The organism is Pseudoalteromonas sp. 3J6 (assembly GCF_903995135.1).
GTDB lineage: Bacteria > Pseudomonadota > Gammaproteobacteria > Enterobacterales > Alteromonadaceae > Pseudoalteromonas.
In genome coordinates this window covers 1,207,983-1,233,027 of record NZ_LR877185.1, presented here as the reverse complement: position 1 = coordinate 1,233,027, position 25,045 = coordinate 1,207,983, and the positions used below count along the sequence as shown (strand labels likewise).

Genomic DNA, 25,045 nt, shown 5'->3' with positions numbered 1-25,045 from the left:
GATATTAAATTCTCTGGCACGTTTTCTACACACATTAAACCTATAAATTATAGGGTTTTGAGTAAAATTAATCGCTAAGCCAGTTAAAATGTACCATCAGCAACGGTTTTACATGCTCAAATACACTTTTTAATAGCTACTTTATAGTATAAAATACGCGCCACGGGTGAATTTGGTTTACCCAATGTTATTTTTTTTAGTTTTAGGAGAGCCTGTGCTCAAATCTCGTATCAAGTATAACACTGCGTCTTTTGTTACAAGCGCGCCAGACATCACTAAATTACCTGCTGATACGGGAATTGAAGTCGCGTTTGCCGGTCGCTCAAATGCAGGTAAATCAAGTGCGCTTAATGCCCTTACCGATCAAAAGTTAGCACGTACTAGTAAAACACCTGGCCGTACTCAGCTGATCAACACATTTGAACTTGCCGATGTAGATAACATGCGCCTAATTGACCTACCAGGTTATGGCTTTGCGAAAGTGCCAATTGAAATGAAAAAGAAATGGCAAAAGTCGCTAGGCGAATACCTACAAAAACGTCAAAGCTTAAAAGGTATTGTGGTGTTGATGGATATTCGTCACCCATTGAAAGATTTAGACCGCGATTTAATTAATTGGGCTGTAGGTAGTGAAATTCCAGTATTGGCACTATTAACTAAAGCAGATAAGCTCAAGCAAGGTCCACGTAAATCACAGGTACTTAGTGTTCGTCGTGAATTGAGTGAATTAGATGGCGATATAACAGTTCATGCTTTTTCATCACTTAAAGGCACAGGCTTACCAGAAGTCGCTAAAAAGTTAGATGAGTGGTACTTAGGTCCAATCGTAGCAATTCCACCTGCTGACACAGAGTAATTACCCTAAATAAAACCGCTCATTCGCGGAGGTAATAAAATAGCCGAGCTCATCAGTTTCGGCTATTTCAGCCCACTGATAAAACACATTTCTGGCAACTCGCGCAAAACAACCATAGGGTAATTGCATATAAGGCACTGCAGCGCCTTTGTAATTATTAATATGTAGCGGCTCAGCACGACTTAGTAGCCAGGTACGCTGTAGGTTATCAATACAACAAATAACATCACCATCAGAGGTCGACTCACGATGCCAACTTACAATAATAAATGGCGCATCCTTAACCTCAATCGCAATTTTCTCTACTGGCGTTTTTAAATAAAACTGTCCATCTTCGCGACACAACACACTAGCAAACAGCTTTATCATGGCTTGGCGGGTAATTTCACTACCCGCATAAAACCATTTACCTTGTTCGTCAATCAGCAGTGGCAATTGCCCGCAATGAGCAGGCTGCCATTGTTCAAAAGGTTTACTTAGCTCGCTTAGTTGCTTACTAAGTTCGTTAAGAGAAATCACTGTTTTTTAAAGGTCAGTGCAAAAGTAACCGGTACCGCAGTAGCAATCGAAGGTAAGCCGGCTAGTTTTTGTAACTGCATTATCCCTTCGGTGACTTTAAAGTCATCGCTATTAATAATAATAGGCTTGAATGATGCTACGCTTAAATCCCCGTTTTCCGCACTACTAACAAGTACATCAACTGCAAGTGGCTTTTTATGACCGTGAAAGTCTAGCTCGGCGCTAACACCTTTTAATACGTACTGACCAGGCTGCTTAATAAGTGACAATTTATCAGATAAGTCAGCGGTTAATACTGCATTTGCAAATGTGTCAGATTCAAACAAAATTTTGCTTAGGCGCTCGTTACGGATAGGAATAAACGTTTCAGCTGAGGTTAAATCAACATTTACGCTAAACTGACCTTGCTCACTCAATTGCCCTGATAACTGAGTAAAATGGCTTGCCTCAGCAATGCTATTTTTTTTAATTGAGACAAAACTTAATTGGCTTTTATCGTTGAGTAACTGCCAGTTTGCCGATGCAACACCTGAAACTAGTAAACATGATAAAGATAAACCTGCTACAGCTAACGTTTTAAACATAATGCACTCCTAAAATAAAAGATTTATACCCGAAAAAATAATACTTTGATCAGTCAAATTGAAAATCACTAATACGCTGAGTTAAAAAGAAAACGCACAGTAAACTGATGTTATCACTTGAAACGCTAAGTGCAATTAGAGAATAAATTTAACGCTTTGGAGTAAAGCTATAAAAAAACGGCCCATCAAATATATGATAGGCCGATATAGCAAACTGGGGAGAAGCTATCAATACGTTGCATCTTACGATGCATCATCAACAGGATGTCCTACAGGATGAGGACGGGCGGCACTTTACCAAAAGCAAGCGTAAAAATACAAGCATATTATCGATATTCGAAGCGAATTGACGAACCTCTAACGATTTAATACAAACTGCTGTTTAATTTAACTTTTTTTTAACCTGCAAGCTAAAAGAAAAGCGCCTATTGGCGCTTTTAAATAATTCTTTTTAACTGTTGTGTTTACCTAAGACAAGGCATCCTTGGCATACCAAATTAGTGCGCTTGTTCCCAGTTATCACCTTCGTCAGCTTCAACTATAAGTGGTACATCTAGCTGTGCCGCTTGTGACATCAGCTCACAAATTTGCTGAGTGTATTGCTCAGTGCACTCTGTTTTAATCTCAAATACCAATTCATCGTGTACCTGCATAAGTAGCTTAACCGTATTAGGCGCTTGCTGGTTAACCCATGCATGTACTGTTAACATGGCTTTTTTAATAATATCGGCAGCAGTGCCTTGCATAGGGGCATTAATTGCTGCGCGCTCAGCGCCTTTGCGGCGTGCTCCATTGCGGGCATTTATTTCTGGTAAATGTAAACGGCGGCCAAAAATAGTTTCTACGTAACCATTTTCTGCTGCTTTTTCACGGGTCGTTTCCATGTATTCTAAAACACCTGGGAAACGCTCAAAATATTTATCAATATAATGCTGCGCTTCATGGCGTGGTACATCAAGTTGACGTGCCAGACCAAATGCCGACATGCCATAAATTAAGCCAAAGTTAACGGCTTTAGCTTTACGGCGCATATCAGATGTAACCTCTTCAAGCTCAACTCCAAATACCTCAGCAGCTGTAGCGCTATGCACATCTAAGCCATTTGCAAAGGCATTGAGCAACCCTTTATCTTGTGAAAGATGCGCCATAATACGCAGCTCTATTTGGCTGTAATCGGCCGCCACAATTTTATATCCATCAGCAGCAATAAAGGCTTCACGAATACGGCGCCCTTCTTCTGAACGAATAGGAATATTTTGTAGGTTAGGATCGCTTGAACTTAATCGACCCGTTGCTGTTACCGCTTGATGATAAGAAGTATGCACACGCTTGGTTTGCTCATTCACGATCAGTGGCAATTTATCTGTGTAAGTTGATTTAAGCTTAGATAAACCGCGATGCTCAATAATCACTTTAGGCAATGGGTAATCGTGTGCTAATTCTTGCAGTACTTCTTCTGCTGTAGAAGGCGCGCCTTTGGGTGTTTTTTTGATAACAGGCAATTCTAGCTTTTCAAATAACAGTACTTGTAATTGCTTTGGCGAGCTTAAGTTAAACGGTTCGCCTGCGATTTCAAACGCTTCTTTTTCAAGCTCAAGTAATCGTTCACCTAAGCGTTGGCTATGCGTGGCCAACATATTGCTGTCGATAGCAACACCGGTGCGCTCAATGTCAGAAATAACGCTTACTAGTGGCATTTCTATATTTTCAAACACCGATTTAAGCTTTTCATCCGCTTCAAGTTTCGGCCATAGTACTTGGTGTAAACGCAAAGTAATATCGGCATCTTCTGCGGCATAAGGCGCCGCTTTTTCAAGTTCGATTTGATTGAACGTGAGCTGCTTTTTACCTTTACCAGCAATGTCTTCAAAGCTAATATTTTTGTGGCCTAAATATTTAAGTGCTAATGAGTCCATATCATGACGAGTACCTACGCTGTTAAAAACATAAGACTCCAACATAGTATCAAACTTAATACCATTTAATTCATAGCCAGCATTGGCAAGCACACTTTTATCGTATTTTAAGTTTTGACCAACTTTAGCTTTATTTTCGTCAGCTAATATTGGCCCAAGCTTTTGCATCACAAATTCAAGGCTGAGCTGTTCAGGCGCACCTGGGTAATCATGTGCAACCGGTAAGTAGGCGGCTTCCCCTGCTTTTACTGCGAAACTCATCCCTACCAACTGCGCTTTCATATACTCTAAACTGGTTGTTTCAGTATCAAAAGCAAATAGCTCAGCTTCATTGATCTGCTCTATCAATGTATTAAATTGGGCCTCAGTTAAAATCGTTTCATAGTGCGCATCTTCAACTTTTGGCAACTCATTCTCTTGGGTTGGGACCGCTAAATGTGTGTCAGCATCTTTTGGATTGTCTAGTAATTCAGCTAACCAGCGACGGAATTCACACTCACCGTATAAGGCAATTAATTCGTCTTTATTCGGTGTTTGCAATTTAAAAGTATCAAGATCAGATTCAACCTCCACATCACACTTAATAGTGGCAAGTTCATAGCTCAATGGTAAATGATCAATCGCTTTTGCAAGCTTTTCACCTATTTTACCTTTGATATCAGCAGCATTATCAATTACGCCCTGAAGCGATCCGTACTTTTGTAACCATTTAACCGCCGTTTTAGGCCCGCACCCTTCAACACCAGGAATATTATCTACTTTATCGCCCATTAAGGCTAAATAATCGATAATAAGCTCAGGTCCAACACCAAACTTTTCAACCACAGTGTCGGGATCTGAAATACTGTCGGTCATGGTATTGATCAAGGTGACATGCTCATTAACCAACTGTGCCATATCTTTATCACCAGTTGATACCAGTACATGGCGTTGTTGCTCAGAAGCAATGCGCGCAAATGTACCAATCACGTCATCGGCTTCTACACCTTCAATACTAATTAATGGAAAGCCCATCGCTTTAATAATGCTATGTAGCGGCGCTATTTGGGTACGCAGATCATCAGGCATTGGCGGACGATTCGCTTTATACTCGCTGTACATGTCATTTCTAAAAGTTTTACCTTTGGCATCAAACACCACCACCATATGTGAGGGATCGTATTGTTTGATCAAACTTTTCAACATGTTTACCACGCCATAAATGGCGCCAGTGGCTTCACCTTTAGAATTAGTTAAATGAGGTGGAGAATGATAAGCACGAAACAAATATGAAGAGCCATCAACAAGAATAAGCGGGTTTTCGGGGATCTGAGCCATGGTAAAATTGGATCCTAAATACAAAAAAGTAATATAAGTATAAGCATGCCATAAGGCAGTAAATAAAACGACTGTGAATTAATGTGATTAAGGGCGCTACATTTTTAGCAACTTGTGGATAACTATGTAGATAACACCCACAAACTATCCATCCGAAACATAGTAAAATGCTTAGATTAGTTTGTAATTTATTGTTTTGTTTAAAAAAAGATAATTCGAGGTTCTTTTTTATTATTCTTCTATCAATGTGGAAAAGGCATTTAAACCGTTACTGGTGTTGTAACCCACTTTGATTATTTACGTCCATTTAAATAACTGGATGAGCATTCTAGCATAATGGATCAAAGATCATAGCGATCCTTTATAATTTTTTTTACCCTTACTAGTTATCAAATGGCATATAGCGCATAACAACTTACTTTGCGGCTAAAAAACCAGCAAATAAATTTTTAGATAGGCTGATTCGCCGTGTTAAACTTTATTAAAATGACTTCAATGGAGCAAAATAATATGAAAAATATAGCGGTAATTTTAGCAGGTTGTGGCGTATTTGATGGCAGTGAAATTAATGAAGTAGTGCTTACTTTATTACACATTGAAAAAAACAACGCGAAATATCAGTGTTTTGCGCCCGATATTACGCAGTACCATACTCTTAATCACATTACTGGTGAAGAAATGGCTGAGTCGCGTAATGTATTAGTGGAATCGGCTCGAATCACCCGTGGCAATATAAAGTCACTCGCTGAATTAGACATTACACAATTTGACGCTTTAATTATTCCTGGCGGCTTTGGTGTAGCTAAAAACTTATCTGACTTTGCTATTAATGGCACTAACGCGAAAGTAAATGACGAAGTACTGAGCGCTTGTAAAGCATTTGCAAAAGCAAATAAAGCCACCGGTTATATGTGTATTGCACCCGCTTTATTGCCATTCATTTATAATAAACCACAGCTCACTATTGGTAATGATAGCGACACGGCCGATGCTTTAACCACATTAGGCGCTGAGCATATTGAGTGTAAAGTGGATGATATTGTTATTGATAAAAATAATAAGCTGGTTACAACACCTGCTTATATGTTGGCACAATCAATTATGGATGCCGATGCAGGAATCGAAAAACTAGTACGTAACGTATTGGCTATGAGTTAGTCGTAAGGGTTCTGATCGCATTTAGATGTCTAATGATCCCGTTTTATTTAGGTAATTTATTGAGTTAAGACAATCATTAGTCGTATTTATAAATAAAATCGACTCTGAGCATTTTATAAATCACTGAGTGGAGTTATAATTGGTCTAAATTCCGTCATTTAAAATCGTGATTGATCACGTTCAAATTGAAGTGGGCAAGGCAAAATGAAAAAACTATCAGCTGCAGCATTACTTGTGCTAGCAACCACCGCATACGCACAGCCATATGATAACTCTATGACTGAAGATGCAATTAAAAAACGTTTAGCGCCTATTGGTGCTGTTTACCTTGAAGGTGAGAAAGTAGCGGTTGCTGCACCAACAGGTCCTCGTTCAGGCGAGCAAGTATATCAAGCAGCCTGTTTTGCTTGTCACGGCACTGGTGCTTTAGGCGCTCCTAAATCAGCTGACGATTGGGCTCCTCGTATCGCTAAAGGAAAAGACACCTTATTAGATCATGCGATCAATGGCTTTAATGCCATGCCACCGCGTGGAACGTGTATGGATTGTTCTGATGATGAAATAAGCGCAGCAATTGATTTCATGACCGCTAACTAAAATTAGCCAAGTCAAAATGCTTTAAATAAAAGGTTTACGTTTTAGTAAGCCTTTTTTGTTTCTAATTCATGAGTTTTAGCTACATAATTAAGAAAAATATCTACTTGACGCAAAATGTTAAAAGTGGAACTATAATGATTAATAACTATACAAAAAATTATAACTGGTTAAACATCATTGGAAGATAAACTTATTGTACCTAATAGCGTAGTGCGCCAAAATAAACGACTAAAAGCACTATTAAAAAAGTACAAACATGCCTACCACCTCCACAATGCCCTGATACAATTATCAGAGCAAGCAAGTACTGTTGCCGAGCTAACCTTACTTTACCCTGCTATTCATGACATTTTACAAAAGTATGTTCCGAGTAAAAGCTTTTATGTGGTGCTGGTTGATCCCCAGTCACAACAGTTAGAATTATCTTATTTTTCTGATGAAAAAGATGGCATTGCAGTACCACTTAATCGAGATAATAATTTTGAAGAAGGCGCAACGGGTTATGTCTTCAAGCAAGGGAAAACCACTTACTTTACCAAACAGCAAATGCATGATGCTGCCCAGCAAGGCTTATTTAAAGCATTGGGTACACCTGCAGAACACTGGGTAGGCGTTCCTGTTTATCAAGAAAGAAACATTATTGGTGTGTTAGCCGCGCAAAGTTACGACACAGAACAAGGTTACAGTTCGCAACAAATAAACCTGCTTGAGGCCATGTCACTCTATTTAGCCACCGCAATTGAACGGGTTAAAAAACGAGAGTTACTCGAATCAGAAGTAAAATTAAGAACCCGAGCATTAACGCAAAGTAATGACGCTTTAAATGTTGAAATACAACAGCGAAAAGGTGCCCTGCAACGCCAGCAAATATTATTCAAAATTTCAGAGCTGACAACCCAAGCCAAAAATTTAGATGATGCTTATTTTCAAATACACGAAATAATAAAAACCATTACTTACGCAAAAAACCTTTATATTGCCTTGTATGATAAAGAATCAGGTTGGATCAGTTTTCCCTACAGTGTTGATGAATTCCAAGGCAGCACTCAACCACGGCGCTTTGCAAAAGGCTACAGTGAACTGGTTATAAGCACCGAAGAAACACAAATAATTCATCCGAAAAGAGCACAAGAGTTATTAAATAGTGGCATTGTAGAGCGTGAAAAACCAATTGATGAATCCAAGAGAGCCACCAGCTGGCTAGGCGCTCCGCTAAAAACTTCGCAAGGCGTTATAGGGTTAATTGTTTGCCAAGCTTATAATAATGAACATCTTTTTACACATGATGATGCAGAGCTAATCACCTTTGTATCGCATCAAATTGCCACGGTATTACAAACAAAATTAGCTTCACAGGCACTAAAAAAGAGCCACCAAGAACTTGCCTCACGAGTTAATGAAAAGACTAAAGAATTGAGCCAAGCAAATTTACATTTGCAAATGCAAATTGATGAACGTAAAAAAATAGAACAACAGCTTTATCACGATGCTCACCATGACTCACTAACAGGCTTACCAAATCGGAATTTATTTTTAACTCAACTAGAAAAAACCCTGCAATATTATCAACGCAATCCAAATGAGCACTTTGCTGTATTGTTTATTGACCTTGATAAGTTTAAAGATATCAATGATCAGCTCGGGCATCATGCCGGCGATGAGTTTTTAATTAGTGTTAGTAAACTATTCTCACAATGTATTCGTGAGCATGACTTATTAGCGCGTTTAGGCGGAGATGAGTTTGTAGTATTACTAACCCATTTAACTGAGCCAAATCAGGCAGAAGATGTTGCCAATCGCATTATAAAAATTATGCAAAAGCCGTTTTGTACTAAAGGCGTGTGTGTACAAAGTGGCGCCAGTATTGGGATAACCTATTCAAAGCAAAGCTATAAACATACCGATGAAATCATTCGCGACGCCGATGCTGCTATGTATTATGCTAAAAATTCAGGTAAAAACCGCTTTGAGTTATTTCATCCACTGCTCACTGAGCCTATGTTGCAACATGAGTCACAAACATTGCATCACCTTGATGTATTGCCTATGACGTTTCGTAGCTCAGATATTATCACCTTGGATGAGCATTATCAGAGTGCATCGTTATTTGAGGCTTTTGGTGAACACCCAGTCCTTGGCTTTACCAGTTTTGATATTTTAAAGAAATTTGCGAATGATAAAGAACAACATACCAAAGTTGAACTACAACTCATCCAACAAGCTTATCAACAAGCACAAAATGCAGAAATAGCCGTTGCGCTATTGCCTTGCTCCAGTTTACTGTTAGAAGAGCATGAATTTTCTTTACTAAAAGCGACACTAAAACAACCGGTAAACAATGAACAGCTTTGCTTGTTGTTTGATGAGCAGGAGCTGCGTTATGCCAGCGCACAGCAATTAGAGAACTTAAAACAGCTTAAAAAACTCGGTCATTCGATTGGCTTAAACAATTTCGCAAAAGACAAATGCGAGCTTAATTTGGTGACTGAAGTAGAGTGTGATTATTTACTCCTTAGCTCCACCTTCAGTAAACGAGTATTACAACAAGAAAGCTACGATTTACAGTTGCAGGGGGTGTTGGCTATTACTAAGCTTAAACAGATAAAAGTGATAGCTAAAGGCCCATCAATATTAAACTTTAGAGCTCTTTTAGATAAACACGGCATAAACCTATTCGTTGCTAAACAGCACCCACTAACCAGCGCTATACCAGCTACACTTAAAAACTCAGAATTAAAATAGCGCTAAACACACCTTATTGTGGCTTTTTCAGCATTGCTCTTAAATTTGCAACCCGAGCTTGGCCTTTTTCCATACGTTCAGCTTGGGTGTTAGGCGCTTTTTTGTTTTCAAAGGCTAAGTCATCTTGCGGTAACTCTTGCACAAATCGACTGAGCTCTGTTTGTGATGTTTCACCAAACTGACGGCGGATTTTAGCATAGGTTAAAGTCAGCTCTTGTTGCGCGCGGGTAATACCTACATAGGCAAGACGGCGCTCTTCATCCACATTATCTTCATCAATGCTTACTTGGTGTGGCAACAATCCTTCTTCCATACCGACCATAAATACATAGGGGTACTCAAGTCCTTTTGAGGCATGCAAAGTTAATAATTGCACGGCATCAGCTTCATCTTCTTCTTCGTTTCGCTCTAGCATGTCCCGAAGGGTCAATTTACTAACTACTTCAGCCAGTGTCATTGGCGGATTATCGGCATCGCCTGTTAACATGTCTGTTATCCAGCGATACAGCTCGGACACATTTTTCATCCGCATTTCAGCAGCTTTGGCACTAGGCGATGATTCATACAAGTAAGCTTCGTAATTAATATTACGCACTAAATCCTTCACCGCCTCCAGTGTATCACTGCGCACTGCGTTATCTGAAAGCTCAACCACCCATCGGGCAAACCCAGCTAGTGCATTTAAACCACGTCCTTTTAGTCTGTACCCTAAGTCGTTATCAAAGCAGGTCGCAAATAAGCTTTGGTGTTTTTCATTAGCTAAGGTGCCAAGCTTTTCAAGCGTGACTGTACCAATTTCACGACGTGGGGTATTCACAATTCTTAAAAAAGCATTGTCATCATCTTGATTCACTAAAAGACGTAAGTAAGCCATGATATCTTTAATTTCAGAACGTGAAAAAAACGACATTCCACCACTAATTTTATACGGGATTCGGTTACTCATTAACGATTTTTCAAAGCCCCGCGCTTGGTGGTTACCCCGGTACAAAATAGCGTAATCTTTATAGCTGGTGCGTTTCATAAATTTATGAGAAATAATCTCTGCAACCACACGCTCTGATTCATGTTCTTCATCGCGACAGCCAATGACTTTAATTTGCTCACCATAGCCCAACTCACTAAAGAGCTTTTTTTCAAACTCATGGGGGTTATTTGCAATTAAGATATTGGCCGCTTTAAGAATGCGTCCAGCACTACGATAGTTCTGTTCTAGTTTTATTAATCGAAGCCCAGGGTAATCTTTACTTAATAACACCAAGTTTTGTGGACGAGCACCACGCCAAGAGTAAATTGACTGATCGTCATCTCCCACCACAGTAAAGCGTGCTCGTTCGCCTACCAGCAATTTCACTAATTGATATTGGCTGGTATTGGTATCTTGATATTCATCCACCAGTAAATAACGAAAACGCTGCTGCCATCGCTCACGTGATGTGGCATTACTACTTAAAAGCAGCGTGGGGATCATAATTAAATCATCAAAATCCAGCGCGTTATACGCTCTTAATTGATTTTGGTAACGCGCATACAACTGAGCAAACAATGCTTTTTGCGGCTCTCTGGCTTCGCGAATAGCTTGCTCTGGTAAAATAAGCTCATTCTTCCAACTACCAATTTGCATTTTTAGCAGGTTCAGTAAGTCTTTGTCTTTTTTAAGCTCGTCTTCGGTTAAATCACCGAGTAATTGATTCGTATCTTGGTCGTCAAACAACGAAAAACCGGGTTTAAAACCCAGTGTTTTTAACTCTTTTTTAATGATTTCAAGCCCAAGCGTATGAAAGGTAGACACCCATAAACCTTTAGACTCTTGTTTGCCTAAGGTTTGCAAAACCCGCTCGCGCATTTCTTTAGCCGCTTTATTGGTAAAGGTAACCGCCGCAATATTACGCGCTTGATACTCACATTTTTGTACTAAGTAAGCAATTTTGTTGGTGATAACTCGCGTTTTACCCGAGCCTGCGCCGGCTAATACTAAGCAAGGACCACTAATGTACTTTACCGCTTCATCTTGTTTAGGATTGAGTTTCATAACGACCAGCTGATTGCAAAAAGACGGGCAATTTTAACGTAATCACTACAATACGCCTAGCCAATAAGGTAATATTAGTTATTATCATTTTAGGCAACAGGCAAGGGACGACTATGATTAACCCAGCAAAACTTGAAGAAATTGCGAAACAGATCACTAATAACATGCCACAAGGTGTAAAAAACCTGGCTGACACACTTGAAGGTAAAACTAAGCAAGTGTTACAAAATAAGCTTGCCGAAATGGACTTTGTAAGCCGTGAAGAGTTTGATATTCAAAGCCAAGTGCTGATCCGCACACGTGAAAAGCTAACTGAATTAGAAGCAAAAGTGGCAATACTTGAACAGCAATTATCGGCAAAAACAGACGCTGAATAATAAATATAACGCCATAGACGAACCTGCTTTATGGCGCTAATCACTCAGTTATTCAAATAGCTCGTCCAGCACATAATAACCCGTTGCTTGTTGCTGCTCTATGCTTACCCTCAGCAATTTATTAGCTACTTGCTCACCGGTAATGGGTCTATACCGTTTGAGGATACCAAAACGCGTTAGCAGTGGAAGTACCACCTCACCTAGCTTTTCTGCAATTCTAAGCTCTGAACGCTCGCCGACTAATAAAGACGGTTGCAATATACTCAAGCGTGCAAAGCCAAGCTGCTTCACCTGCTGCTCAAGCTCTCCTTTTATTTTTAAATAACGGCTCATACTATGCGCATTTGCGCCACTTGACGATACCAAACAATAATGCGGAACAGCGTTATTGGCCGCCATTTGCGCACAAATAAATTGGTATTCAAAATCAACTTTACGTTGTGCAGCCACACTGCCCGCTTGCTTTAATGTGGTCCCTAAGCAAGAAAAGAATACGTCACCTTTGAACAATTCAACATGATGCGTCAAATTTTCAAAATCAATAACATGGCTAATTAATTTAGGATGAGAAAAATCTAATTGGCGGCGCGATAAACTCACTACCTTTGAATAGCAAGAAGATGCTAACAGCTGTTGTAATAACTGGCTGCCAACTAAGCCGGTACTGCCGATTATTAGCGCCGTTTTGGCCATATTAAAGGTGACTGTCCGCAGATTTATTTAGTACATGGTGTACTGCTTTTTTATAGCTTTCACACTCTTCTTCAGCACAACTAACTACCGATTCTAAGTCATGCAAATGACCATTTTCTAAGCCATATACCCAACCATGCACCGTGAGTTCCTGGCCTCTTAACCATGCATCTTGAACAATGCTAGTGCGAGATACGTTACGCACTTGCTCAATCACATTAAGCTCTATTAAACGATCAAGACGTTGTTTTTCTGGCAGAGCATTAAGTTGCTCTAGGTGTTTTTCTTTTACATCACCAACGTGGCGGAGCCAGTTATCAATAAAGCCAAAGCGGTCCTCGTTTAGTACCGCTTGCACACCACCACAACCGTAGTGGCCAACAACCATAATATGTTTTACTTTTAATACTTCGACCGCGTACTGCATAACCGATAAACAATTATGATCGGTATGTACAACCACGTTGGCAACATTACGGTGCACAAATAACTCACCCGGTAATAAATCAACAATTTGATTAGCTGGCACCCGTGAATCAGAGCAACCTATCCATAAGTATTCTGGGTTTTGTTGCATCGATAAAATTTTGAAAAATTCAGGGTTCGCTTCGCTCGTTCTAGATGCCCAGCGTTTATTATTTTCTAGTAAGTTATTTAAATTTCTCATTACATCTCTTTTAGGTTGAGGGCGTTTTTAAACTGGCTAAAATTAAAATATTACGGGGTGTTAATTGCTTCTCACAAAATGTATTAACACTGACGTCATAGCCTTGCTGCTGCAAATATAAAGCACGATCGAGCACAAGCCAAACTTCTATTGCTCTTCTAAACACATGTCGAACCAGTTCAACTCGCTCTGTTACTTTTTTTCGCGCCTGCCCAATCAATAAAAACTTATTGTAATCAATATCTTTTGGCAGTTTTAAGGCTTTTTTGTCTGCCGCCCAGTTACAAAATGCTGCAAACGAATCTGAAAATATCGCTTTATTCACTGAAGGGACGCTGACATACCCTAACTCACCAGTAAGTGACTTTCTTAAGGCATCAAACCCGAGTCGCCACTCCACTTCTGTTTTTCGCACTTTGCCTACTCGCGAAGGAGCTGTAACAGTTTCTTGCAGGGCGAGCTTTAAATCTCTGTGAGTTAAGTTTAATCGACTTTGCTGAGCATGCTCGCTCATCGCTTGGTAATTATTATCAGTAAATAAATGATAGCAACAAGGTGAAAAGCTAATTTGTGGTACTTTTGCTGCACTGGCTTGATGCATAAAAGTTTGGTGTAACGCACCGCAGGCATGCAAAGCGACGGCATGAGTGTGTGGGCTAAAAAAATCCTGAATGCTATCCTTAAGTACATCGGCTTGGCTAAATTGTATTGCAAGTCCCTGCTGCTGTGCACTTTTTTTCCCTTGTTCACACAAATGAGATTGTAGCTCAACGCTGTGTACACTCTGCGCACCATTAAAAGCTAACATTCGCCCTAAATGGCCTTTACCTGCACACCACTCTAATACAGGCTGATTACTAATGGGCAATGCGCCAACAAAATCTTGTAGCTGAGTAAACTTTCGACCTTTAATACCATTACTGATCCAAAACGGGTATTCCTTCCGAGTGTTAGTAATGGCAGGCAATGACACTAATCGGCTAAGTTGCTCAACAGCGGGAATATAGGATGAAAAAAACTGATAGAGCTGTTCTTGATCAGAGTCTAATTCAGCAACCGCCTGATCGGATAAAGCGCTCAAAGGAGCATGTAATTCAGGCCAAGGTAAAGCGTCAAAATCAAATGCAGTACACTGCCAATACAAGCGAGTATTCATTAGCAAAGAGTCTAGGGCAGAAAATTGCTCAGTTAAGGTCATAACAGCTTAAGGATATAAAAAAGACGCTTAATTATACCAGCACAATAGCACCTGATTAAGCAGTTATTTTTTAACCTCGCAGAGCAAGGGAATTGCTTAACCTTATACCCGCTTTTGTTTAGCCGATTTAAGTATTAAACGTAAATACAGAGGGATAGAAATAATGCTTATTATAATAGCCGCAATTAGCATCCAAGAAAGCTGCAGTGTTTCTTGCTTTTTATATTTATAAATAAAATCAGCTTTTACTTCATCAAACTTTGTTTGATCAATCTCATATAAGTCAGCAATTAAACGCCATTTAGCCATCGACATATTACCCACAGTAGTACTCGGTGGAGCAATATAGTCTTTAAGTACCTCAGCCTCATATGCCAGTTGATGAAAACTGCGATCAGGCGCATAAAACTGTTGGGTTATGGCAATGGCTTCATCCATATTCATTACCGCGTAGCGCCACCCTTTTAAACTTGCTTGATAAAACTTTTCTACCGTATCGGGGTGATACTTAACCATACTATCGCTGGTAAATAAAATATCCGCGTATACATCCATCCCATAACGTTGTGGACATATAAGTCTATGAGCAACCCCTTGCTGATCCATATGATAAGGTAGGTCGGTAACATACACTTCTATGGCATCTAATTTATTTTCCATCCATGCTTGTTGTAATTCATCGCCTTTGTAAACAGCCAGTTTTTCGGTATCAATACCACTGCGCTTAAGCATAGTTAGTAACTCAGAATTACTCTCTTTGCTGACTTCACTTACACGCTTGTTAATAAAATCACGAGCATGAAAAATATCTGAAGTTTCTTTTACCATCCAACAGTAAGGAGAAAACTGTAATATGGCAGCCATGGCTACAAAGGGTTCACCGGCAATACGGCGTTCTAATATACCTGAATGTGCTACACCAAATTGCGCCTCTCCTCGCTCTACCGCACCAAAACTATTTGGCCGTTTTGGATCGGCAGGAACTATATTGACGTCTAAACCGGCCTCATTATAAAAGCCTTTTTGTTTGGCCATATAATAGCCAGCAAATTGAAATTGGTGCGTCCACTTTAATTGTAACGTGACTGATTCCTGCGCCGTTAACTGGCTACAAAAAAAGCAGGTGCTAATTATTATTCCTTTAAGTAGCAAAGCAGGCTTCCATAAACATGATAATTAATTATAACTATATGTAAAACAGCTAATAAAGCAAGCATCGGGGTAAGATGCTTGCTTAGGATAGAGTTAGGCTAGAGCGATTTTTTCAAGCTTTTCTGCTTGAGGTTGGGTAGTTAAAAACTGAGTAAAACAGGGGTTATCGGTTTCGTCTTGGACACTGTAACCTAGCCGATTTAAGTGCTCATTAAACATCTCATATTGACTTGGTTCAATAGCAAAGCCTGCTAATACATTCCCCATTGACCCGCCATGATTGCGGTAGTGAAATAAAGTGATATTCCAGTTACTACCCAGCGTATCTAAAAAGCGCGCCAATGCCCCTGGGTACTCTGGAAACTCAAACCTTAGTAAGCGTTCATGTAACTGCTCTGGCGCTTTACCGCCAACCATATAGCGTACATGCAGCTTTGCTAATTCGTTATCTGACAAATCGCAAAAGGTATATTTGTTATCTGTTAGACTTTGTTTAAGCTCTTCAAGTTCTGCTAACCCTTGACGTAGCGCAATACCAACAAAAATTTGCGCCTCGCCAGGCCCCGCATAACGATAGTTAAACTCAGTAATGGCACGCCCACCTAAAGATGTACAAAACTGCTTAAAACTACCGCGCTTTTCATCAATGGTCACGGCTAATAAAGCTTCGTTTTTCTCACCCAGCGCAGTGCGCTCAGCCACATAACGTAAGCGATCAAAGTTTAAATTAGCACCAGACAAAATAGCGGCTAAATTTAACCCCTTTAAACCCGACTGCTGAGACCATTTTTTAAGCCCTGCAGTTGCAAGCGCTCCTGAAGGCTCAGCTATAGCACGGGTTGATACAAAAATATCTTGCATGGCTGCACATATTTCATCGTCTGATACGGTAACTACTTCATCACAAAACTTTTGTGCCAGTCTGAATGTTTCGCTACCAATTATTTTAACGGCAACACCATCGGCAAAACTGCCAACGCGATCGAGCTCTACCGGCTCGCCTGCTGCTAAAGCAGCTTTTAAGCAGGCGCTTTCATTCGCCTCAACCCCTATCACTTTGATATCGGGGCGCAGCGACTTAATATATACCGCCATACCTGCCAGCAAGCCGCCGCCGCCAACAGGAATAAATACCACATCTAAATCGTTGAGCTGTTGCATTAATTCACGGGCAACCGTACCTTGACCAACAATCACATCAGGGTCATCAAATGGCGGTACAAATACGCCGTTTCGCTGCTCAGTTAATTCCAGCGCATACGCTTTTGCGGCATCAAATTGATGGCCATGCAATACGACTTCACCACCCAATGCCCTTACCGCATTAACCTTTATTTCAGGTGTGGTCACGGGCATCACAATGGTGGCTTTGTGCCCTAAGTGTGAGGCACTTAGTGCCACACCCTGGGCATGGTTACCTGCGGATGCGGTGATCACAACCGAGCCTTTGGGCAGCTTATTTAATTTATTAAAAGCACCGCGTAATTTAAACGAGTACACGGGTTGCTGGTCTTCACGTTTTAACCAAACATGATTACCTAATCGTGCACTCAATTCGGCCATTTCACTTACCTCAGTTACCTTGGCTAAAGGCTCCATATTGGCTTGGATAATCGCGCGAAAATAATCGAGTTCTTGAGAAACCATACCTAGCTAAGCTCCTCCAGTTTGGCTAAATCGCGAACTGCGCCTTTATCGGCACTAGTTGCAAGTAGCGCATACGCTTTAAGCGCAGATGATACATAACGATCACGATTAAGCGGTTTATACGCTTGTTTACCACGAGCCAGTTGTTTTTGCTTGCGAGCTTCAAGCTCTTCATCGCTTAACGCCAGCGTAATTTCTCGGGTGGCAATATCGATGATAATTTTATCGCCGTTTTCAACATAAGCAATTGCGCCACCGCTGGCAGCTTCTGGCGATACATGGCCAATCGATAAACCCGACGTGCCACCTGAAAAACGCCCATCAGTAATTAATGCACATTGCTCTGCCAAACCTTTTGATTTTAAATAGCTAGTTGGGTATAGCATTTCTTGCATACCAGGGCCGCCTTTAGGCCCTTCGTAGCGAATAACCACCACATCGCCGGCTTTTACCTCGCCATTTAAAATCCCTTCTACAGAATCATCTTGTGACTCATACACAACCGCAGTACCTTCAAAGTGCAGCATTTCATCGACAACCCCCGCACTTTTAACAATACAGCCATCAACCGCTAAGTTACCAGCAAGTACCGCCAGGCCGCCATCTTGACGAAATGCATGTTCGACACTGCGGATACAGCCGTTTTCACGGTCGTTGTCACCTTCATCCCAACGACAATCTTGGCTCATCGCCTTTGTTGTTCTAATTCCAGCAGGGCCAGCACGGTAAAACTTTTGCGCGGCTTCGTTGTTCGGATCAGTTGCATCCCATTTTTTAACCAGCTCACCCATTGTCATACCAGCAACATGGTTAACCGATAAATCAACCAGTCCTGCTTTTCCAAGCTCGCGTACTATGGCCATCATGCCACCAGCGCGGTGTACATCTTCAATGTGGTATTGCGCGGTAGCTGGAGCAACTTTACATAAAAACGGGGTTTTACGTGAAAGTTCATCAATGTGTGACATATCAAAATCAACGCCGGCTTCTTGTGCCGCTGCGAGTAAATGCAATACCGTATTTGATGAACCGCCCATAGCAATATCAACCACCATAGAGTTCATAAATGCGGTTTTATTAGCGATGGCACGAGGCAGTACTTCTTGGTTATCTTTTTGGTAGTACTCACGGCATAAATCAACGATACGTGCCCCCGCTTCAACATACAGTTGTTTGCGGTCTTTATGGGTCGCAAGCGTGGTCCCATTACCAGGCAGCGCAAGGCCAATTGCTTCTAATAAACAGTTCATAGAATTGGCGGTAAACATCCCTGAACACGACCCACAGGTAGGGCATGCAGATCGCTCAACTTGCTCAGAGTCGGCATCACTTACCGATTCATCAGCGCCTTTAACCATAGCATCAACCAAATCGAGTTTAATATCGATATTCGCTAATTTGGTTTTACCTGCTTCCATTGGGCCGCCCGATACAAAAATAACGGGTATATTTAAACGCAGCGCCGCTAACATCATTCCAGGGGTGATTTTGTCGCAGTTAGAAATACAAATCATCGCATCGGCACAATGGCCGTTCACCATATACTCTACTGAGTCGGCAATTAAATCGCGCGATGGCAGTGAATAAAGCATACCGCCGTGACCCATGGCAATACCGTCATCGATAGCAATGGTATTAAATTCTTTTGGTACACCACCGGCCTGAGTAATAGTTTCAGCCATCAGTTCACTAAGCTGATTAAGATGCACGTGCCCCGGTACAAATTGCGTAAATGAGTTCACAACAGCAATAATTGGCTTACCAAAGTCGGTATCAGTCATGCCTGTTGCACGCCATAATGCTCTTGCGCCTGCGCGTTTACGCCCCTCAGTGGTAGTTGCACTTCTTAATTTAGCCATAGTTACCTCAGTGTTTGCCGCAATTAATGCGGGCATTCCTCATTCTAAAAATTGATGAATAACCAAATAATCAGTTACTCGTAAAATTCATTAAATTTATTTTATACAGCCTGTTGCTGTAAGCTTTGTAGCGTCACATGTTTCACATCAACCAATTTATTTAACTGGCTGGTAAGCAAGTAAATTGGCTTATCGCTATCAACCGTCATCGCCATATTATATTGACCATCGTCCATATTGAGCTGTAAGTGAGTTAAATCAAAACCACGATGACGCACCACACGTAAAAAGCGCTCGATTGCGACACTTTGGCTTTTTAAGGCAATAGTTAAACTGTGTTTCATTGTGCTTTCTCCGTCATCATTTCATCGTTAGCAGCCCCAGGCGGAACAAGTGGCCATACGTTTTCTTTATCATCGATACAAGCATGAACAATATAAGGTCCATCGCTATTTAATAAAGCAGTGATTGCATCATCCACTTGGTTGGCATGGGTAATTGTTTGCCCAGGAATGCCAAACACAGCAGCAAGTTGTACAAAGTCAGGGTTGTCTGACAGGTTAGTTTCGCTGTAACGCCCTTCAAAAAATAGCTCCTGCCATTGACGCACCATGCCCAAGCGCTGGTTATCTAGTATCAGTATTTTTACTGGTAAATTATTACGGCGAATAGTGGCAAGCTCTTGAATATTCATCATGATTGAACCATCACCTGAAACGGTGATCACAAAGTCATCTTTACGCGCGATTTGTGCACCTATAGCCGCGGGTAAACCAAACCCCATAGTGCCTGCACCACCACTGCTTAAGTGGTTACAAGGGTGGCTAAACTTCATGTGCTGGGCGACCCACATTTGATGCTGGCCTACATCACAACACACCACACTAGTGCTTGGCATACGCTGGCTAAGTTGATTAAGTAAGTAAGGAGCAAATACTTTTTCACCAGGGTAGTCGTAGCGCCACGCGTGTTTGACCTTCATTTTTTTACTATGATCGCACCACGCTTTTGGTGTAACCACGCACTCAAGCGCAGGAAGTGACGTTTTTAAATCAGCAATTAATGACGCTTTTGCGGGTTTACGTTTTCCTACCTCGGCTGCATCTATGTCTAAATGAATCACGTTTGCTTTTGCAGCAAACTTAGCTAAATTGCCGGTTACACGGTCATCAAAGCGTGCGCCAATACACACTAATACATCACATTCTTGCACCGCTAAATTAGCTGCTTGACCGCCATGCATACCTAGCATGCCTAAATCATATTCGTAATCAGGTAATACACTGCCCAATGCTTTAAGGGTTGAAACCGCTGGCATTTGCGTTTTATTTAAAAATTGCATTAACTGCGCTTGCGCATCAGCGGCATGGACCCCGCCACCAACATAGGCAACAGGCTGTTTGGCTTCACTGAGTAATTGGTTAGCAATAGCAACTTGATTTAGATCTAGTTGAGGCAAATATTCATCTACCGCTAACCAAGGTTTAAAAGGTACTTGCGCCATTTGAATGTCTTTGGGGATATCAACCAAAACAGGGCCAGGTCGACCGCTTTGTGCTAAATGCATCGCCTCTTGTAATATTTCGGCTAAATCTTCTGCTCGCTCAACCATATAACTGTGTTTTGTGCATGAAAGCGACATACCCAGCACGTCTATTTCTTGAAAGGCGTCAGAACCAATAGCTGCGGTTGGTACTTGCCCGGTGATGGCAAGTAAAGGCACTGAGTCCATCATGGCATCAGCCAATGCGGTAATTAAGTTAGTAGCACCCGGGCCTGATGTTGCTAAACATACACCTAATCGGCCAGTACTGCGTGCATAGCCTACGGCTGCAAATCCTGCACCTTGTTCATGGCGAGTGAGGTAATGTTTTACAGGCGCACCATACAAGGCATCGTAAATGGGCATAATAGCACCACCTGGGTAGCCAAATACTTCATCTACGCCGTGCTTGGCGAGTAAATCAATTGTTAGTTCTGCGCCTGTCATTAGTAAATCCTCATTCCTGTGTGACAACCCGTTAAAATTTAATCTTAAAACTAAAAAGCCCCCCGGACGGTTAAGTGCGGAGGGCTTTTCAATGCTTAGTTTTTTAAAGCACTACGAAGCCCTCGCGGGAATAATCACCACGATAATAATCAGGACTAGGTTAAGTGCATTGTTAAGCATAAAATTTAATACCATTTAATTTCTGTAATTACGAAACTCTTGTTTCGCTGTCTTTTTATATTAGTACCGCGCTCAGGGCGCTAAGTCAACATCAAATTCAATCCAAAATAATTATAAAAACACGCCGGCCTAGGTTTTAAAATTCAAACAACCTAAACAAAGTGAATTTTTTATCCCTTCATTTCAACTCAGGAAATTCACTATTCTTATAACGGTGAATTATGGTTTGATTAATTTTTAGCAAACCGCTGTATTTTATAGCTCACAAAATAAAATAAATTGACTTCTTAAGCGTTTCTTAAGTGTGACGACCTAGCATAACAACGTTCACTAAAAAGAGATGTGTTATGAATTCAATTTTCAAACTCAGTAAGCAATCACAAGCAAACACCAAAAAGCGCTTTTACTTTAACTGTAGCGCTAATGCATTTGTTATTTTAATGGCATGCTATTATGGCTTAATCATTAATATTCCATTTATGCATGGTGCGTTTAGCGCTATTACTTCGCTGCACACATTTTCGTGGTTATTTCTATTCTCTGTACCGCTACTACTTGTGTGTTTATTAGTTATATTTTTTTCTTTGGTGTCTGTTCGAGGGCTATTAAAACCCATCAACTACTTACTACTCGTGCTCTCAAGTGCCGCACTTTACGGCTCATTAAACTATGGAGTAGTATTTGATTACTCAATGATACAAAACGCAGCAGAGACGGACTCTAGTGAAGCAATAAGCTATTTAAACTTGCAACTTGTTGGCTTTTTACTGCTTTTTGGCGCATTACCTGCCTTTGTTTTGAGTCGTATAAACGTAAACTGTGCCCGCCCACACAAAGAAATACTAAGTCGTATTAAACTGTTACTAGCATGCGGTGCTTTGATTGCTTTAGTGGTAGTAAACTTTTACGCCGATTACGCGGCAACAGGTCGAAATAACCGTATATTGAAAAAAGAAATCATTCCATTTCAATACCTTTCTAGTGGCTATAAGTATGCACGTGACCAGTTGCTTTACAGCGATATTGAATTTAAAAATATTGATACCACACCAACTTTAGCATCGCCAAGTACAACACGAGTTACTGTCATAGTAGTAGGTGAAACCGCACGAGCTGAAAACTTTTCCTACCAAGGCTATGAGCGCAATACCAACCAATACACACAAAAACATAATGTCACTTATTTCGATAATGTATCGTCGTGTGGCACGGCCACGGCAGTGTCAGTACCGTGCATGTTTTCACTGCAAACTCATGCCAATTTTTCTCGTTTAGACAGTGATAATCAGCAAAACGTGATTGATTTGATACAGCAAGCAGGCGCAGATGTCTTGTGGGTTGATAATAACAGTGGCTGTAAAAACGTCTGCTCGCGCGTACCTACCACTAATATTGATACCAAAGCATCCGAACTATGTGATGGTAAATACTGTTTTGATGAAGCGTTGCTAGCCCCATTAAAGCACAAGCTTGCTAACTTGAGTCAGGCTAATACGCTTATAGTGCTGCATATGATGGGTTCACATGGCCCCACTTACTTTAAGCGCTACCCTAAAAAATTTAAACAGTTTAGCCCAACCTGCGACCGCAGCGATATTCAGAACTGTAGCGCAGAAGAACTGGTTAACACCTACGACAATACAATTGCTTATAGTGATTTTATCAACGCTCAAGTTATTGAACAGTTAAAGGCACTACCAGCCAATATTGATAAGCAATTACTGTATGTGTCGGACCATGGCGAGTCGCTCGGTGAAAATGGCGCGTACTTACATGGCTTTCCCTATGCATTTGCACCAACAACTCAAACCCATGTGCCTCTTTACATCTGGGCTGATGAGCATAATCAGCGCATTACAGCCAAGTGTCTCAACAATTTAAATAGCACTTTAGCGCAATCACACGATGCTATTTTTCATACCCTTTTAAACTTAACCGGTGTTGTGAGTAAAACCTACCAAACCTCTGAAGATTTACTCGCGTCATGTCAAACGATTAGCCATAGCGAAACTAAAATATGAAAAATAAAACCGTTATAAAACGCCAAGGCCTAATGCGCCTAATTTTTACCTTAAGCCATACATTTAATGGCCTAAAGTGGATGAGTCGATTTGAGGCTGCTTTTCAGCAAGAGTTGGTTTTATTTAGTTTGCTAGGCGTATTTGCCTGCTTGCAAGAAATTACTTTAAGTAGCAAATTAATATTGATTGCCAGCTTATTGTTTGTGTTATTTGCTGAGTTGGTCAATACCGCAGTCGAAGTGGTGGTTGATCGCATCGGTAGCGAATATCATGAACTATCAGGCCTAGCTAAAGACATCGCTTCTGCCAGTGTCTTTATCGCCATGCTCATCACCGTTCTGCTTTGGTGGTCTGTTTTATGGGCTTAATTAGCCAAAGTAAAAAAAGCATTAGTGCTGCTGTAGGTCATGGTGGTGTTTTTTCTCAGTCTATGAAGCTTTTCACGAATCGCCTTTAGTTCATAGTTCATAGTTCATAGTTCATAGTTCATAGTTCATAGTTCATAACAAAGTGAACGCGTTTTGACTAATTTTGGCAACATGGCCTACAGCAATAATTGGTATCAATAGCGCTTTTTAATCTGGCATTTTTACGTTACCTATAAAGTAAACTAAGTTAGTATTTATAAAACAACTTTAACTTGGTTAGGATTCTTTATGAAAGTGTCATTGCGTATCAGTCATATATTGATGGCGTTCGTTTTTTTAGCATTTAGTGTGAATGGCTATCCAGCTCCAGCTCTATTCAAAATAGAAAAACAAGGCGCTAGTTCATATTTATTTGGCACCGTGCATGTAGGTGATGCCAGCATGAAAGGGCTACCACAAAAAGTGACTAACGCACTAGGTAACAGCAAGCAAGTGGTTGTTGAAGTGGATATTAGTAAGCTATCACCTTTACAAATGCAGCAACGCTCTATGCCGTATATGCTGCTTAATAACGGGCGCACACTACAGAGTGAGCTGTCGACAGAAAATTATCAACTCCTGAAAGACTACTTTGCAAAAAAGTCGATTGATATTGCCATGTTCAACAGCTTTAAACCTTGGGCTGTGATGTTAACCATGATGCAAATTGAGTTTCAAAACGCAGGTTATTCAGATAAAAATGGTATTGATAAGCAGGTATTAGATTATGCCCAACAGAATAATATTAAAATTGCAGAGCTTGAAACCATAGAGCAGCAGCTACAAATGTTTAATGGTTTAGAGTCATTAAGCAACGCTATGATGGCAGAAACCTTTGAACAACTCAGTGATATTAATACCTACTTTATTTCTCTAGTAAATGCATGGAAGCAGGGCGATATGAAAACCCTAACCAGCTACTACCACACCAGTTTTGATAACAGCCAATACGGCCAACAAAGCGAACAAGTGATGCTAATTGAGCGTAATAATAATTGGGTCACTCAGCTCACCCCAAAACTTGAACAAGGCAATATTTTTATAGCTGTAGGTGCTCTGCATTTAGTTGAGCAACATGGCTTAATTAAACAACTGCGTGACCAAGGATTCACAGTGACTCAGTTATAAACAAG

At 40.7% G+C, this 25,045-nt stretch carries 20 protein-coding genes; 8 read left to right on the top strand and 12 right to left on the bottom strand.

The genetic code is table 11. The features are described 5' to 3' along the window. Positions 1-214: 214 nt before the first annotated feature. Positions 215-856, top strand: a complete 642-nt coding sequence (gene yihA, locus P3J6_RS05670; protein WP_138607234.1) for a ribosome biogenesis GTP-binding protein YihA/YsxC — start codon at positions 215-217, stop codon at positions 854-856. Here the strand turns inward: yihA and P3J6_RS05665 are convergent, their stop codons facing one another. The 3 genes from P3J6_RS05665 to polA all read right to left on the bottom strand — a co-directional run bounded on the left by P3J6_RS05665 (position 857) and on the right by polA (position 5,192). Further along, complete coding sequence (locus tag P3J6_RS05665) at positions 857-1,375, bottom strand: DUF1285 domain-containing protein (RefSeq protein WP_198522431.1); 519 nt, start codon at positions 1,373-1,375, stop codon at positions 857-859. Next, positions 1,372-1,959, bottom strand: coding sequence for a YceI family protein (locus P3J6_RS05660; RefSeq protein ID WP_010390366.1), 588 nt, complete (start codon positions 1,957-1,959; stop codon positions 1,372-1,374). Before P3J6_RS05660 ends, P3J6_RS05665 begins: the two co-directional genes overlap by 4 nt. A 497-nt stretch (positions 1,960-2,456) precedes the next feature. Then, positions 2,457-5,192, bottom strand: a complete 2,736-nt coding sequence (polA, locus tag P3J6_RS05655) for a DNA polymerase I (RefSeq protein ID WP_054202566.1) — start codon at positions 5,190-5,192, stop codon at positions 2,457-2,459. A 510-nt stretch (positions 5,193-5,702) separates the two neighbouring features. Between polA and elbB the strand changes: the two genes are divergently transcribed. From elbB to P3J6_RS05640, 3 genes are all read left to right on the top strand, one after another. Continuing rightward, positions 5,703-6,350, top strand: a complete 648-nt coding sequence (gene elbB, locus P3J6_RS05650; protein ID WP_171039614.1) for an isoprenoid biosynthesis glyoxalase ElbB — start codon at positions 5,703-5,705, stop codon at positions 6,348-6,350. 204 nt (positions 6,351-6,554) lie between these two features. Then, positions 6,555-6,947, top strand: a complete 393-nt coding sequence (locus tag P3J6_RS05645) for a c-type cytochrome (protein WP_008112730.1) — start codon at positions 6,555-6,557, stop codon at positions 6,945-6,947. Between the two features lie 177 nt (positions 6,948-7,124). Further along, positions 7,125-9,689 carry a bifunctional diguanylate cyclase/phosphodiesterase gene (locus tag P3J6_RS05640; RefSeq protein ID WP_198522430.1) on the top strand — a complete coding sequence of 855 codons (2,565 nt, stop codon included), beginning with the start codon at positions 7,125-7,127 and terminating at the stop codon, positions 9,687-9,689. Between the two features lie 13 nt (positions 9,690-9,702). Here P3J6_RS05640 and rep read toward each other — a convergent pair whose 3' ends face one another. Next, positions 9,703-11,721, bottom strand: a complete 2,019-nt coding sequence (gene rep / locus P3J6_RS05635; RefSeq protein WP_010390360.1) for a DNA helicase Rep — start codon at positions 11,719-11,721, stop codon at positions 9,703-9,705. Positions 11,722-11,834: 113 nt separating this feature from the next. Here rep and ubiK point away from each other — a divergent pair, with 113 nt between their 5' ends. Then, entirely contained in the window at positions 11,835-12,098 is a 264-nt protein-coding gene (gene ubiK / locus P3J6_RS05630; protein WP_008112735.1) for a ubiquinone biosynthesis accessory factor UbiK, read from the top strand. Between the two features lie 48 nt (positions 12,099-12,146). On the opposite strand, the gene P3J6_RS05625 is transcribed toward ubiK, so the two are convergent. The 8 genes from P3J6_RS05625 to ilvG all read right to left on the bottom strand — a co-directional run bounded on the left by P3J6_RS05625 (position 12,147) and on the right by ilvG (position 21,304). Next, positions 12,147-12,791 carry a short chain dehydrogenase gene (locus P3J6_RS05625; RefSeq protein WP_178954680.1) on the bottom strand — a complete coding sequence of 215 codons (645 nt, stop codon included), beginning with the start codon at positions 12,789-12,791 and terminating at the stop codon, positions 12,147-12,149. A 1-nt stretch (position 12,792) separates the two neighbouring features. Continuing rightward, complete coding sequence (can, locus tag P3J6_RS05620) at positions 12,793-13,458, bottom strand: carbonate dehydratase (RefSeq protein WP_008112739.1); 666 nt, start codon at positions 13,456-13,458, stop codon at positions 12,793-12,795. Between the two features lie 10 nt (positions 13,459-13,468). Continuing rightward, positions 13,469-14,656, bottom strand: coding sequence for a methyltransferase (locus P3J6_RS05615; protein WP_198522429.1), 1,188 nt, complete (start codon positions 14,654-14,656; stop codon positions 13,469-13,471). A 102-nt stretch (positions 14,657-14,758) separates the two neighbouring features. Then, positions 14,759-15,808, bottom strand: a complete 1,050-nt coding sequence (locus P3J6_RS05610; protein ID WP_198522428.1) for an ABC transporter substrate-binding protein — start codon at positions 15,806-15,808, stop codon at positions 14,759-14,761. A 93-nt stretch (positions 15,809-15,901) separates the two neighbouring features. Continuing rightward, complete coding sequence (ilvA, locus tag P3J6_RS05605) at positions 15,902-17,455, bottom strand: threonine ammonia-lyase, biosynthetic (RefSeq protein ID WP_075169505.1); 1,554 nt, start codon at positions 17,453-17,455, stop codon at positions 15,902-15,904. 2 nt (positions 17,456-17,457) lie between these two features. Then, positions 17,458-19,314 (bottom strand): dihydroxy-acid dehydratase, encoded by a 1,857-nt coding sequence (gene ilvD, locus P3J6_RS05600; RefSeq protein WP_198523775.1) that lies wholly within the window; start codon positions 19,312-19,314, stop codon positions 17,458-17,460. 101 nt (positions 19,315-19,415) lie between these two features. Next, positions 19,416-19,658, bottom strand: coding sequence for an acetolactate synthase 2 small subunit (ilvM, locus tag P3J6_RS05595; protein ID WP_028834467.1), 243 nt, complete (start codon positions 19,656-19,658; stop codon positions 19,416-19,418). Beyond that, complete coding sequence (ilvG, locus tag P3J6_RS05590) at positions 19,655-21,304, bottom strand: acetolactate synthase 2 catalytic subunit (protein ID WP_138569769.1); 1,650 nt, start codon at positions 21,302-21,304, stop codon at positions 19,655-19,657. The genes ilvM and ilvG overlap by 4 nt, the downstream gene beginning before the upstream one ends. Positions 21,305-21,831: 527 nt before the next feature. Here ilvG and P3J6_RS05585 point away from each other — a divergent pair. From P3J6_RS05585 to P3J6_RS05575, 3 genes are all read left to right on the top strand, one after another. Further along, positions 21,832-23,505, top strand: a complete 1,674-nt coding sequence (locus P3J6_RS05585; RefSeq protein ID WP_198522427.1) for a phosphoethanolamine transferase — start codon at positions 21,832-21,834, stop codon at positions 23,503-23,505. Beyond that, a complete protein-coding gene (locus P3J6_RS05580; protein WP_198522426.1) occupies positions 23,502-23,873 on the top strand; it encodes a diacylglycerol kinase in 372 nt (123 codons plus the stop codon). Before P3J6_RS05585 ends, P3J6_RS05580 begins: the two co-directional genes overlap by 4 nt. Before the next feature lie 288 nt (positions 23,874-24,161). Beyond that, a complete protein-coding gene (locus P3J6_RS05575; RefSeq protein ID WP_198522425.1) occupies positions 24,162-25,040 on the top strand; it encodes a TraB/GumN family protein in 879 nt (292 codons plus the stop codon). Positions 25,041-25,045: the final 5 nt, after the last annotated feature.